At 62.1% G+C, this 12,752-nt stretch carries 13 protein-coding genes; 10 read left to right on the top strand and 3 right to left on the bottom strand.

The window, feature by feature from the left end; translation table 11 throughout:
- Positions 1-118 precede the first annotated feature (118 nt).
- Together AC3G7M_RS06590 and AC3G7M_RS06585 are read right to left on the bottom strand one after the other, a co-directional pair.
- Positions 119-1,291, bottom strand: a complete 1,173-nt coding sequence (locus AC3G7M_RS06590) for a zinc-dependent alcohol dehydrogenase (protein ID WP_489214955.1) — start codon at positions 1,289-1,291, stop codon at positions 119-121.
- Positions 1,292-1,329: 38 nt separating this feature from the next.
- Positions 1,330-1,575 (bottom strand): hypothetical protein, encoded by a 246-nt coding sequence (locus tag AC3G7M_RS06585; protein WP_489214953.1) that lies wholly within the window; start codon positions 1,573-1,575, stop codon positions 1,330-1,332.
- A 365-nt stretch (positions 1,576-1,940) separates the two neighbouring features.
- Between AC3G7M_RS06585 and fghA the strand changes: the two genes are divergently transcribed.
- The 5 genes from fghA (at position 1,941) to AC3G7M_RS06560 (ending at position 6,950) form a co-directional block, all read left to right on the top strand.
- Positions 1,941-2,783, top strand: coding sequence for an S-formylglutathione hydrolase (fghA, locus tag AC3G7M_RS06580; RefSeq protein ID WP_489214951.1), 843 nt, complete (start codon positions 1,941-1,943; stop codon positions 2,781-2,783).
- Positions 2,784-2,851: 68 nt separating this feature from the next.
- Positions 2,852-3,961, top strand: coding sequence for an iron-containing alcohol dehydrogenase (locus AC3G7M_RS06575; RefSeq protein WP_489214949.1), 1,110 nt, complete (start codon positions 2,852-2,854; stop codon positions 3,959-3,961).
- 96 nt (positions 3,962-4,057) lie between these two features.
- A complete protein-coding gene (locus tag AC3G7M_RS06570; RefSeq protein ID WP_489214947.1) occupies positions 4,058-5,086 on the top strand; it encodes an aldo/keto reductase in 1,029 nt (342 codons plus the stop codon).
- A 14-nt stretch (positions 5,087-5,100) separates the two neighbouring features.
- Positions 5,101-5,928, top strand: coding sequence for an amidohydrolase family protein (locus AC3G7M_RS06565; protein WP_489214945.1), 828 nt, complete (start codon positions 5,101-5,103; stop codon positions 5,926-5,928).
- A 254-nt stretch (positions 5,929-6,182) separates the two neighbouring features.
- Positions 6,183-6,950: a glutamine amidotransferase gene (locus AC3G7M_RS06560; protein WP_489214943.1), complete on the top strand. Its 768-nt coding sequence runs from the start codon at positions 6,183-6,185 to the stop codon at positions 6,948-6,950.
- Positions 6,951-7,019: 69 nt separating this feature from the next.
- On the opposite strand, the gene AC3G7M_RS06555 is transcribed toward AC3G7M_RS06560, so the two are convergent.
- Positions 7,020-7,916 carry a fructose bisphosphate aldolase gene (locus tag AC3G7M_RS06555; RefSeq protein ID WP_489214941.1) on the bottom strand — a complete coding sequence of 299 codons (897 nt, stop codon included), beginning with the start codon at positions 7,914-7,916 and terminating at the stop codon, positions 7,020-7,022.
- 351 nt (positions 7,917-8,267) lie between these two features.
- Between AC3G7M_RS06555 and AC3G7M_RS06550 the strand changes: the two genes are divergently transcribed.
- From AC3G7M_RS06550 to AC3G7M_RS06530, 5 genes are all read left to right on the top strand, one after another.
- Positions 8,268-8,768 (top strand): hypothetical protein, encoded by a 501-nt coding sequence (locus AC3G7M_RS06550; RefSeq protein WP_489214939.1) that lies wholly within the window; start codon positions 8,268-8,270, stop codon positions 8,766-8,768.
- 40 nt (positions 8,769-8,808) lie between these two features.
- Positions 8,809-9,300 carry a hypothetical protein gene (locus AC3G7M_RS06545; RefSeq protein WP_489214937.1) on the top strand — a complete coding sequence of 164 codons (492 nt, stop codon included), beginning with the start codon at positions 8,809-8,811 and terminating at the stop codon, positions 9,298-9,300.
- 371 nt (positions 9,301-9,671) lie between these two features.
- Positions 9,672-10,328 carry a dihydroxyacetone kinase subunit DhaL gene (gene dhaL, locus AC3G7M_RS06540; RefSeq protein WP_489214935.1) on the top strand — a complete coding sequence of 219 codons (657 nt, stop codon included), beginning with the start codon at positions 9,672-9,674 and terminating at the stop codon, positions 10,326-10,328.
- Between the two features lie 224 nt (positions 10,329-10,552).
- Positions 10,553-11,209 carry a DUF2291 family protein gene (locus AC3G7M_RS06535; RefSeq protein WP_489214933.1) on the top strand — a complete coding sequence of 219 codons (657 nt, stop codon included), beginning with the start codon at positions 10,553-10,555 and terminating at the stop codon, positions 11,207-11,209.
- Positions 11,209-12,744, top strand: coding sequence for a sugar ABC transporter ATP-binding protein (locus AC3G7M_RS06530; RefSeq protein WP_489214931.1), 1,536 nt, complete (start codon positions 11,209-11,211; stop codon positions 12,742-12,744). Before AC3G7M_RS06535 ends, AC3G7M_RS06530 begins: the two co-directional genes overlap by 1 nt.
- The last annotated feature ends 8 nt before the right edge of the window (positions 12,745-12,752 follow it).

Below are 12,752 nucleotides of genomic sequence, written 5' to 3'. Positions count from 1 at the left end.
GGTGATTTGTCGCGCTGCCCGGGGCGCGTACTATGGGTGCCTCCTGGATCTATCCCGGAGACCTCTTCATTTCCGGTAATCCGGGTCGAGCGCGTAGTGCTTTTTTCTGCCACGAGACTTATCCGAGATTAAATACGACCTTGACGCAGCCATCGACCTTGTCACGAAACTTTTCATACAGCGCGGGGCCATCGGCGAGATCCGAGCTGCGATGGGTAATCAGGAAGGTCGGGTCGATTTCACCGCTGAGAATTTTTGATGATAGATCATCCATATAGCGCTTGACGTGAGTCTGACCGCTGCGGATCGTCAGCCCCTTTTGCACGACGGCACCCATGTTCACCGGCACCGGACCGCCATAGACGCCGGGCACCGAGACGATACCCCCTGAACGCACGGCCTGTACGGCTTCTGCCAGAGCATAGGGCCGCTGCGTCGATGTCAGTTTGGCCTGGATCTTGGCCATTGTGCCAAGCGTCCCGGGAGGTGCGACAGCTTCCATGCCGACGCAATCGATCACGGCATCGGGTCCCTCACCATTGGTCATCTCTTGAATATGCGCAACGACATCGCCGTCTTCCAGGTCGATGATATCGGTGGCGCCGGCCTGCCGTGCCAAGGCAATGCGCTCAGGGACCGATTCAATGACGATGATGCGGGCAGCCCCCATAATCTGAGCCGATTTGATCGCGAAAAGCCCGACTGGACCTGCACCCCAAATAGCGACGGTCTCGCCGCCCTTGAGATCGCAATAAGCGGCCGCCTGCCATCCCGTCGGGAGAATATCAGATAAGAACAAGGCATGTTCATCATCCATCCCCTCCGGCACTTTCATGGGGCCGACATCCGCCATCGGCACGCGCACATATTCCGCCTGGCCACCCCAATATCCGCCCGTGAGATGGGAATAGCCAAACAGCCCTGCGGTCGGATATCCGAACATTTTGGCCGCCATGTCGCCATTGCGGTTGGAATTCAAGCAACCGGCCCAATTGCCGCGCAGGCATTGGGAGCAGCTTCCGCAATTGATGTTGAAGGGCACAACCAGGCGGTCACCCTTCTTATACTTGTGATCTGGACTTCCAACTTCGATAACTTCACCCATGAATTCATGGCCCAGCACATCGCCCGATTCCATGGTCGGCATCTGACCATCCATGAGATGGAGGTCGGACCCGCAGATGGCGCAAGCTGTCACACGCAGAATGACGTCGCGCCGATCCTCGATCACCGGGTCAGGCACGGTCTCACACCGAATATCGTTTTTGCCCTGCCAAACAAGTGCCTTCATAGCGACATACCTTTTGAAATAATTGATGAAAGCGTCCGCTATGGGGTCGCTCGGCAGACCGGCTTCCGGTCACAGACCATCGCGGCGCTGACGCAAGGCCAGGCCGCCGCAAGCGATCCGTCTTGGTCAGCCGCCCGCGCCACCGCCGGAGCCACCACCAGCACCGCCGCCGCCCGCGCCGCCGCCAGCACCGCCACCACCAGCACCGCCGCCGGCACCTGTCCCAGAACCTCCGCCCGTGCCAGCACCGCCTCCGCCTGCGCCCTGGGAATCACCGGTGCCATTGCCGGGCATCTTCTGTATCGTCGTGCTGCCCAAGGCACCGTTATTCGAAGGCGCCGCGGCCGCGCCCGTGCCGGTCGTCGTCTGCGCCAAGGCAGGAGCGATACCGATCGCCGACAGCATGAAGGCTGAGGCAACTGCGGTCTTAAAGTTGATACGCATGAAGATCTCCGTGTCTTTTACGCGGCGTGTTCCCGCCGCACGGAGCTGGCAACTGAGGGTGCTTATCCCAAGGGGCCACACTGTCACGTGTTCTGGCTCGCATGGCGCGCTCAGCCAAATCAGGCGCGCGGCCGCGCAAGGGCGCCCTTATGCGCGGCCGCAATCTGCGGCATGGTGCTGTTTCCTTGCTTGATGGTGACAGTTCATGGACCAGCTCTCGGCCGCCCGCATGTTCGGCGGCATGCAATATGTCTTTCGTCACGCATCCGACGCGACGGGCACGGCGATGACGTTCGCAGCCTTCGTGCCGCCGCACGCGCCCGGGGCAAAACTGCCGGTGGTCTATTTTCTGGCCGGGCTGACCTGCACGGAAGAGAATTTCACGGTCAAGGCCGGCGCCCAGCGTGTGGCGGCCGAACTGGGCCTGATCCTGGTCGCCCCCGATACCTCGCCCCGCGGCGAGGGCGTGCCGGATGACCCGGATGGTGCCTATGATTTCGGCCTTGGCGCCGGCTTCTATCTCGATGCAACCGCCCTGCCCTGGGCGCGCCACTACAAGATGGAACGCTATGTGCTGGAGGATCTGCCACGGGCCGTCGCCAGCGCTTTGCCGGCTGATATGGAGCGGCAATCCATCATGGGCCATTCCATGGGCGGTCATGGCGCACTCACGCTATCCTTGCGCCATCCCGGCCGCTTCCGCGCAACCTCCGCCTTCGCGCCGATTTGCGCGCCAGGCCAATGCGCCTGGGGCGAAAAGGCGCTGGGCGGCTATCTGGGACCTGATCGCAGCACTTGGCGCGGCCATGATGCCGTGGCGCTGATCGAGGATGGCGCCAGACTCGCCGACATCCTGGTCGATCAGGGCCTGGCCGACAAATTCCTAACCGACCAGCTCAAGCCGGACCTGCTGGAGGCCGCCTGCGCGGCAGCCGGTATCCCGCTGACGCTACGCCGGCAGGAAGGCTACGATCATTCCTATTACTTCATCGCGTCCTTTGTCGAAGACCATCTCCGCTGGCACGCGGCCCGGCTGACTGAGGCGTGATCCATAGGGGGTGCTGATCGCGCCGAAACTGCCCTAAGCTGCGCCGAAAGACGCGCGGGGGAAGCAGAATGAGCACGATCACCTATCTGACCCGAATTGAATTTGGCGAGGGCGAGGTCCGGCGCCTCGCCGAATTTCTGGAATCCCTCGGGATTCGCCGCCCTCTGATCGCGACCGATGCCGGCATGGTCGCCTCCGGCCTGGTCGGGCGTGTTCTGGAACCGCTCGGTGGCACGACCGTCTTTGACGCGACGCCCTCCAATCCCACGGAAGACGCCGTGCTCGTCGCCTATGCCCTGTACCGGTCCGCGGATTGCGACGGGGTTGTCGCCATCGGCGGCGGCTCCTCCATCGATCTCGCCAAGGCGGTGCGGCTTTTGAGCAGCCATCCCGGCCCGCTCGAACAATATGCCGCCGTCAATGGCGGCGTGAAACGCATCCAGAACAGCATGTGCCCGATGATCGCGATCCCCACGACTGCCGGCACAGGGTCCGAGGTCGGCCGTGGCGCCATCATCAACATGGCGTCCGGCCGCAAGCTCGGCATCCTCTCGCCCTTCATTCTGCCCAGCCTCGCCCTGTGCGACCCTGAATTGACCTACGGCCTGCCGCCGCGCCTGACGGCGGCCACCGGCATGGACGCCATTTCCCACTGCCTCGAAACCTTCATGGCGCCCGCTTTCAATCCGCCTGCGGAGGCCATCGCGCTGCATGGTCTGGCCGCCGGGCTCGGCGCGATCGAGACCGCAACCGCGAATGGTGCTGATCGGCAGGCCCGGCGCAACATGATGGTAGCCGCCCTCGAAGGGGCCATGGCCTTCCAGAAGGGGCTCGGCGCCGTCCACGCCCTGACCCATGCGCTGGGCGCTATCCATGCGCTCAATCTCCATCACGGCATGTTGAACGCGCTGCTGATGCCGGCCGTGCTGCGCTTCAACCGGCCGTCGATCGGGGACAAATGGTCGGTGCTGACGCGCATCATGGGCGGCGAACCCGATGCCGTTATTGCATCGCTGAACCAGCGGCTGGCACTGCCGGACGGCCTCGCCACCCTGGGTGTCACGGAGGCGATGATGGCCCAGGTCGCGGATGCCGCGCTGCTGGACCATTGCCACGCCACAAATCCCCGCACGGCCAGCCAGGACGACTATCTCAACCTGCTGCGGGATTCACTTTGACCCCACTTGCCGAGATACCGCTGTAGCGCCACTCTCTCACTTTAAGGACGCCCGCCACCGAACATGGCGTCCACGCAACGGGCCGGAACGACGAGAATGACGATGAATGCGACGACACGACGTCCCCTGGGCACGACCGGCTTAAGCGTGTCCGCGCTCGGACTCGGCACCGCACCGCTGGGCGGTCTCTACAACCCTGTGTCCGCCGCCGATGCGATGGAAGTTCTGGACACCGCATGGGGCTCGGGCATTCGGTATTTTGACACCGCACCGATGTATGGACTGACACGGTCTGAACATCTGCTCGGCCGGCTTTTGCAGGAAAAGACCGAGGATTTTGTGGTCTCCACCAAGGTCGGCCGCCTGATGACGAACGCGCGCGCCGGACGCAGCCTGCCGCCGGAACCGCCGAAAAATCCCTTCGATGCCGGCTTTGAAAATGCCCTGCCGTTCCGTGAAGTCTTTGACTACAGCTATGACGGTGTCATGCGCAGCTTTGACGACAGCCAGCAGCGCCTGGGCCTGCGCAAGCTGGACCTGCTCTTTGTCCATGACATCGGGCCTGTGACGCATGGTGACGCCCAGGCCCATCACTGGTCGGCCTTGACGGCCGGCGGCGGCTTCCGCGCCTTGCAGGAATTGAAGGCGCATGGCGATATCGCGGGCTTCGGCCTTGGCGTCAACGAGTGGGAAGTGATCAGAGACGCGCTTGACGAAACCGATCTCGATGCCTGCCTTCTCGCCGGCCGCTATACGCTGCTGGACCGGTCGGCCGCACAGACCTTTCTCCCGCTTGCCGAAAAGCGCCAGGTCGCTATCGCCCTTGGTGGCGCCTTCAATTCCGGCATATTGGCGGCTCCCCCCAATGCGCCCCAGAAGTTCAACTATGTCGATGCGCCGAGCGATATCGTCGCGCGTGTCGCGGCACTCCGCAGCCTTTGCGCCGACCACGGCATTCCCTTGGCAGCCGCAGCCATCCAGTTCCCCCTGCGGCATCCAGCGATCACCACAGTCGTCATCGGGGCACAGTCCAAAGGGCAATTGCTGCAGAACATCGAGTGGTTCGACATGCCTCTACCGGAAAGCCTTTGGTCTGATCTCGATGTTATTCAAGCCGAAGGCTGACAGGGGAACGCGTCATGCTTGATGCACATCAGCATTTTTGGGACCCTGTTCGTGGGGACTACGGGTGGCTGACGCCGGACCTTGCCATACTCTACCGCCCCTTCGGGCCAGAGGATTTGCGTCCGCAGCTTTCAGCCTGCGGCATCCAGCAGACGATCATCGTGCAGGCCGCCGAGAGCGAAGCGGAGACGGATTATCTGCTCGAGATCGCACGGACCACTGATTTCGTCGCCGGTGTCGTCGGCTGGCTTGATATGCTGGCGGATGGGTTCGCAACACGCCTGGACCATTATGCAAAGCATCCCCAATGGCTGGGCCTGCGACCCATGCTGCAGGATCATCCGCCCGAATTGATCGCAGACCCGCGCTTCCGTGCCAGCCTCGCCCAGGTAGCCCAGCAGGATATTCCCTTCGACATCCTGACATTTCCCCGCCACCTCCCGGCCTTGCGCCAGGCGCTGGCCGCAACGCCCGATCTGCGCGGGATTGTCGATCACCTTTCCAAACCCGATATGACGCAGACCGACCTGGGCGACTGGCGCGCCCATATCTCGGCCCTCGCGGAACACCCCCGCCTGATGTGCAAGATCTCCGGCATGGTCACCGAAGCGGGGGCTGATTGGACGGCTGATCGCATCCGCCCCTGCCTTCAGCACGTGGCCCACGCCTTCGGCCCGCAGCGCCTGGTCTTCGGATCGGATTGGCCGGTCTGCACAATCGCTGCCGACTACGGCAGTGTCTTGCATCTGGCTCAGCATCTGCTTGGCGAGATCTTCTCGGGCGACGATCTGGCGCAGATATTCGGTGGCAATGCCAAGAGATTCTACAAAATTTCTGCGTAAATGGCTGGCGGCCGAAGGTGAAGACGTCTCGTATTTTGTAACAAAAAATCGAAACGTTTGATATATCTCAACGCAGGGCAACGTGCCCTCGGGCAAGGCAATCCCGACACCGGTATAGACTTGACGGCCACACATCGCCTAAGCCATTGGTAAATCGGTTTACCAAACCGATCACATGATCGCTGACATGCGATTTTCCGATCTAATGCACGGTGTCAGGCACCGTGGGTCTCAGCGTAAGGAATGCGCATCTCGTGCCAAAGACAAACGTGCTTCTGGTTGGCGAAAGCTGGGTCACATCCGCGACCCATTTTAAAGGTTTCGACCAGTTTGGCAGCGTCACGTTTCATTTAGGCGCTGAACCGCTGGTGGCCGCTCTACGGGGCAGCAATTTTGAGCTGACCTACATGCCCGCGCATGAGGCGGCCGAGCGCTTTCCCTTCGATCTTGAAGGTCTGCAGCAGTATCAGGTGATTTTGCTGTCGGATATCGGCGCCAATACGCTGCTGCTGCCGCCCTCAGTCTGGCTGAACGGCAAGCCGGTGCCGAACCGTCTGAAGCTTATCCGTGACTGGGCTCAGGCCGGTGGCGGTCTTGCCATGATCGGCGGGTATTTCAGCTTTCAGGGGATCGATGGGCGGGCGCGCTGGCACCGCACAGCCGTCGAAGACGCGCTCCCCGTCACCTGCCTCGCGTTCGATGACCGGCTGGAAGTGCCGGAAGGCTTCCACCCCGAAATCCTGAAGCCACATCATCCCATTCTGGCGGACATCGCTGGCCCCTGGCCTCTGCTGCTCGGCGCGAACGAGGTTGTCGCCAAGGAAGGTGCCGAGATTCTTGCGCGACTGCCAGCAGACCATGGCGGACATCCCCTGCTGGTCACTGGCAGCTACGGCCGCGGCCGCACGGCTGCCTGGACATCCGATATCGGTCCGCATTGGGTGCCGAATGAATTCGTCGCCTGGGACGGGTATGGCAAGCTATGGCGCAATCTTCTCGCCTGGCTGTCCTATACGGCCTGAGAAGCTGAAAACCCGGAACGTGGCGACGGCGCGTTCCGGGTTTCGATTAGCACAGGACCGACTGCGGGCTCAGACCTTGACGGTCGAGGCCGCGTAGATTTCGTCAATCGCCGCGCCGATCGCCGCGTTGAACGCCGCGTCATCCATCTGCTTGGTCAGGCCCTCGGTCAAAGCGCGGGAGAAGCTCGCGATCATGCCGTGATTGGACGCCAGATGCTGACAGGCCTCGCTCCGCGAATAGCCGCCTGACAGCGCCACGACCCGCAGCACGTTCTCATGCGCGACCAGCGGCTCGTAGAAATCCGGCACGGTCGGGATGGTGACCTTTAGCATCACCTTTTGACCCGCAGGCAGCGCGTCCAGGGCCTTGAGAATTTCTTCCCGCAGCAATGCCTCGGCGCCCTTCTTGTCCGGGCTTTTGATCAGCACTTCCGGCTCGATGATCGGCATCAGCCCATGGGCTGCAATCTGCGCCGCAATCTCGAACTGCTGGCGGACGATCGCCGCGACACCGGTGGGCGAGGCCAGATTGATGGTCGAGCGCATCTTGGTGCCAAAAACGCCAAGTTTTACGGCGCGTTCCAGCAGCGGATCGAGGCCGGGAATGGGCTTCATCAGGCTGACGCCGTCGGCCTCGGCTTCGAGACCCTTGTCCATTTTCAGAAAGGGCACGACGCCACGGTCCTGCCACAGGAAGGACGGCACCGGCTTGCCCTCGGCCTCGCCGTCCATCGTCTTTTCAAACAGAATGGCGCCGATCACCTTATCGCCTGTGAAGGCGGGTGCGGTCATGATGCGCACGCGCATCTCATGCATGAGCTGGAACATTTCGGCATCACCGCTATAGGCGCTGTCCGGGATTCCATAGGCGCGAAGCGCGCCCGGGGTGGAGCCGCCGCTCTGGTCCAGCGCGGCAATGAAGCCGCCTTTCTGACCCATCTGCGTCAGCATTTTTTCGTCGGCCATGATCACGATCCTTGACAGCGGTCAGCAGGAACAAACACGTCATCGTGCCATCGAACGCCCGGTCCAAGCACAGCAGGGTTTTGGCATAGGCGTCCTGCCCCCGCAATCTTGGTATGGTGACGCATGCGGCGCAGGGCGTCAGGCCTGAAAATGGCTCACCCCCGACGTTGTGACGACGGTCCCAGCCTATCCCGCCAACATCACCCGGAAAATTGATAATGATTATCATTCTCGTTAATTGACGCAGCAAACGGCTTCGCGTTAGTCTGCAATTGCGAATCGTTCGCAATTATATCGTAAGCAACCTCATCTGCGTGGGGTCGGCGCCGCCGTCTGCGAAAGAAAATCAGGATGACTGATATCGATGACAAGGGCGGCCAGGCCCAGCAACTGGCCCTCTGGACCATCCGCTCTGCCCGCCGACCTGTCGGTCTGCCGTTCAGCTTCTGGATGACCGGCCAGACCGATCATTGGCGGGATCTGCAGGCGATCAGCACCATGGTTCGCGCAGTCAGTCAGGACGTCGCCGCCCAGCGCGGCAGAGGTCTGGATATCGCGCCCCTCGGCCAGGTCTGGATCACGACGGAAGAACGCCATCTGCTGCGCGCCGCCGCTGCCGCCCAGGCTGAGGATGAGAGGGTTCTGACCGACAGCGCGGACGCTCTCACATCCAATGCCGCGCTGACACAGCCCATCATGACAGCGGCCGCGATGCTGGGCGCTGCCTTGGCGGCACACGGCTACTGGCTGCCCAAACCCAGGACAGACACCAGAACCCTGGCCTGCGCGGCCCTCTCGGTCGCGCGCCAGCGAACGACCAACTGGGACCAGGCCGACGTCCTATGGCCTTAAAATCGCCCCGTCCGGGCACCTCTGACAAGGATCATGCCTGATGCTCGTGAACAAATACGTGGGACTTTGCAACACCCTCCCGCCACTCGAACAAAGCCTGTTATGGACGATGCGGACCTGGGTATTGGGCCATTGTCGCGGGGTCGATTTCAGCGACCGCATTCAAACGGTGTTCGACACGCTGCGCGCATCCGAAGCCAGCTACCACCTTGATCATTTCATGCAGGTGCTCAGCCGCGCAGCCAATCGCAGCCTGCAAGTCAATTGCGTCTGCAATAGGATGCTCAGCGAGGATGAAGCGACCCTGCTCGATATCCTAGCCCTCCAGCAGCGGGAGCAGCACGAAGACGCGTTCGAGAGGCTTGCGCGCATCACCAATGAATGGGCGGCCATCGCCGGATGCGATCACGCCAATCGCATCGCCCTGGCGCTTTCCGATCGCGGTCATTTCTTCGCGCTGACGACGCCTGCCGCCGCCACGCCACGCAACTGGCCGGTGACCGCCAGCCTCTCGTCCCTCACCCTGCACTAGCCAGCCGGGGCGGCGCAGCCTGAACGGGCCGAACCCCGGCAATGCCGGCGCCGCGGACTTTCCTCGGGCCGCCTTATTGTGCAGAGCAAAATCTCATATACCGCTCAGGCGTTCACTCTTGCGGGCCACCATAAAGCTGATTTGAGCCTGCCCAACCCCTCAAAAATCGGTTCGGGAAGGCAGATACCCCCTAAAACGGTCTTCGCCGCGGTGCGATAGGCCCATTCCCTATTAGTTGAGCCTGCGCATGTGCTCCACCCTGTTGACAATTGTCCGCGCCCGAACGACAATGCGCTCAATAAATGGTGACAATGGGAGGCGGTTCCTCACATGCAGCAACAGCAGCAGGTGATTTCAGCGGAGCATCAGCCGTGAGCGGCAGTGACTCCGTCAATCTGAAGGATGCCGCCCCGATTATGCTCGACCTCGTGAACATCATTGTTCGCGAGCAGGGTAAGCTGAGCGAAATCGACGGTCAGACCGGCGACGGCGATCATGGCGTCAATATGGGCAAGGGCTTCCGTATTGCCGGGGAGCGTCTGCGTGCCCTGCCGTCCTTTACCCTTCCCGAAGGCCTGAACCTCCTCGGCGATACGCTGCTTAGTGACATCGGCGGTTCCATGGGTCCGCTCTACGGCACCTTCTTCACGGATATGAGCGACGTGCTGGACGGCAAGGACAGTCTGACGGCCGAGGACTTCTCCGCCATGCTGGCGGCGGGCCTCGCAGCCGTACAAGGTCTGGGTGAAGCAAAGCCCGGCGACAAGACGCTGGTCGATGTGCTGGTGCCCTCACGCATTGCCTTTGACACGGCAATTGCCGAAGGCAAAAGCTTCGCCGAAGCGCTGCAGGCTTTGAAGACCGCCGCGGCCGCTGGCCTCGAAGCCACGCGTGACATGGTCGCCAAAGTCGGCCGCGCCAGCCGCCTGGGTGAACGCTCGCGCGGCACGCTCGATGCCGGTGCCGCCTCCTGCGACATGATTTTGGAAACCCTCGCGGAAGGGCTGATCAAGCAGCTTCCGGCCTGATGCCTATCATGGGGCGGGTGACCTCGCCCCATGACACTGTCTTCGACAAGAAGGGACGCCAGTCCCCGGTCCATTGCGTGGTTGCGGGCGCCTGCCGCCTTCAGAAAACTGACGTTTCGGGATGCGCAAAGCCATGACGCAGCTCTTCATGCCGGCCAACACCCTTGCCTTCGGTGATGGTGCGGTGACGCTACCCTGCCCCATTTGCCATATGGTTTGATGTCATGAGCGCACCTGCCGCTACTCCTTCTGCATCCCGCACCTCCCCGACGCTGCGACGCCTGATCGGTGGTGGCGTCGTGGTCGTTCTGCTCGTCGCCATGGCGCTGAATGTCAAAGTCGTCAAAATCGGCAGCGGCGCTTCCGCGACACCCGGCGCCTTCGATCCCGCGACCTATGGCCAAAGCCAATTCCCGAAGATCCAGTCGGCCATCGAAGCACGCGCGGTCGATGCCGCAACCCTCGCCGCGGCTATTGCGAAAGACCCCGCAGCCGCCGCCAAGCAGTATGGCATCCCGGCCGATATCGGCACGGAATATTCCGTCAAGTTCACCGCCGTCGTCGGCAAGGGCACCTTTGGCGTCTATTACATGAAGATCGCCGGCGTGCCGGATAACCTGATCGTGCGCGTGCAGATGGGCCCCGCGATCAATGGCACCGCGGTGCGGGACGCCACCGGCCAGATCAATTTCGGCCAGTTCACTAATCAGATCGACTATCAGAACGCGGGCTCATCCCTGAACAACGAAATCAAGAAGCAGGTTCTGGCCAAGATCGACACCAAGGACCTTACCGGCAAGACGGTCAGCATCACCGGCGCCTTCCAGGCTGTCGTGCCCAATAGCTGGCTCATCACGCCGGTAAAGGTCGCGGTGCCGTGATGGATCAGCTGCCCGCCTCCTACCTCGCACCCGAGATCGTTCTCTCCGCCCGCAATGTCGTCAAATCCTACGGCAATACCCATGCGCTGAAGGGCGTGAATTTCGACATTCATCGCGGCAAGGTCACGACGCTGTTTGGTGAAAACGGCGCCGGCAAATCAACGCTGATGAAGATCCTGTCGGGCGTTATCTCACCGACCAGCGGCGCCATCACGCTGGACGGCAAGCCGATCCATTTCGCCAGCTCAACCGAGGCACGCGACCACGGCATTTCCATCATCCATCAGGAACTCAGCCTCGCACCCAATCTCAGCGTGCGCGACAACATCTTCATGGGCCGCGAAATCATGACGCCGACCGGCGTCAATTTTGCGGAAGAAGCGCGCCAGGCGCAGCTGCTGATGGAAGAGCTGGAGGAAGCGATTGATCCGCTGACCCTCGTCGAGGAGCTTCGCCTCGGCCAGCAGCAGATCGTCGAAATCGCTCGCGCGCTCTCCGTAGATTCCCGCATCCTGATCATGGACGAACCGACCTCGGCGCTCAGCGCCAGCGAGGTCGAGGTCCTGTTCAAGGTCATCCGGGATCTGACCGGCCGCGGCGTCTCGATCGTCTATATTTCGCATCACCTGGAAGAGGCCCTGCAGATCACCGACTATGCGGTGGTTCTGCGCGACGGCAACATCACCGCGACCGCTGAGGCGAAAGACATCGATCTGGAATGGATCGTCCGCAACATGGTGGGTGAGAATTTCGATCTCGGCTCGCCGCCGACAGGCTATGCCTTCGGCGAGGTTGCCCTTTCCATCCGCGATATCAGTGTGAGCAGCGGCCTGGGCGACGCGCTTGTCGTCGACCACCTCTCGCTTGACGTCCGCGCCGGCGAAATCGTCTGCATCTATGGGCTGATGGGCGCCGGCCGTACCGAATTGCTGGAATGTGTCGCCGGCCGCGTGCCCAAGGTCAGTGGCGAGATCATGCTGGAGGGCCGCGACGTCTCCCGCCTCAGCATTGCCCAGCGCATCGCCGAAGGCCTTGCCTTGGTGCCGGAAGACCGGCAGCGCGACGGGCTGGTGCAGACCATGACGGTGGGTGAAAACCTCTCTCTCGCCAGCATCACGAATTTCGTCCGCGGCCTGTTTCTGTCCTCCGGTCTGGAACGCAACCTGATCCAGCGGTCCATCAAGGACGTCACGGTCAAGACATCGGGTGGGGACGCCGCCATCGGCTCACTCTCGGGTGGCAATCAGCAGAAGGTCGTCATCGGCAAAATGCTGGCGACCAACCCGCGCGTCATCCTGCTCGACGAGCCGAGCCGCGGCATCGACGTCGGCGCCAAGGCGGAAGTCTTCAAGCTTCTGGCTGAGCGCGCAAAGACCGGCCTCGCTGTCGTCTACTCCACATCCGAAGTCGGCGAATGCCTCAGCATCGCGCATCGCATCATCGTCATGAGCCGCGGCAAGATCGCCGCCGAGTTCAGCGCCGACGCCACCAAGGAAGAGATCATGGCCGCCTCCGGCGAAGCCGTGGTCGCCTGATCGCAAAG

The organism is Acidisoma sibiricum (assembly GCF_057837225.1).
Note: the sequence above shows the minus strand (reverse complement) of the source record. Positions and strands in the feature narration are given on the sequence as shown.

Bases quoted from the DNA above. Each gene is read 5' to 3' on its own strand.
- AC3G7M_RS06545 (WP_489214937.1), top strand. From the start codon at position 8,809: ATGCTCGTGAACAAATACGTGGGACTTTGCAACACCCTCCCGCCACTC.
- AC3G7M_RS06590 (WP_489214955.1), bottom strand. From the start codon at position 1,291: ATGAAGGCACTTGTTTGGCAGGGCAAAAACGATATTCGGTGTGAGACC.
- AC3G7M_RS06575 (WP_489214949.1), top strand. From the start codon at position 2,852: ATGAGCACGATCACCTATCTGACCCGAATTGAATTTGGCGAGGGCGAG.
- fghA (WP_489214951.1), top strand. From the start codon at position 1,941: ATGGACCAGCTCTCGGCCGCCCGCATGTTCGGCGGCATGCAATATGTC.
- AC3G7M_RS06565 (WP_489214945.1), top strand. From the start codon at position 5,101: ATGCTTGATGCACATCAGCATTTTTGGGACCCTGTTCGTGGGGACTAC.
- AC3G7M_RS06550 (WP_489214939.1), top strand. From the start codon at position 8,268: ATGACTGATATCGATGACAAGGGCGGCCAGGCCCAGCAACTGGCCCTC.
- AC3G7M_RS06535 (WP_489214933.1), top strand. From the start codon at position 10,553: ATGAGCGCACCTGCCGCTACTCCTTCTGCATCCCGCACCTCCCCGACG.
- AC3G7M_RS06530 (WP_489214931.1), top strand. From the start codon at position 11,209: ATGGATCAGCTGCCCGCCTCCTACCTCGCACCCGAGATCGTTCTCTCC.
- AC3G7M_RS06570 (WP_489214947.1), top strand. From the start codon at position 4,058: ATGACGATGAATGCGACGACACGACGTCCCCTGGGCACGACCGGCTTA.
- AC3G7M_RS06585 (WP_489214953.1), bottom strand. From the start codon at position 1,575: ATGGCACCGGTGATTCCCAGGGCGCAGGCGGAGGCGGTGCTGGCACGG.
- AC3G7M_RS06555 (WP_489214941.1), bottom strand. From the start codon at position 7,916: ATGGCCGACGAAAAAATGCTGACGCAGATGGGTCAGAAAGGCGGCTTC.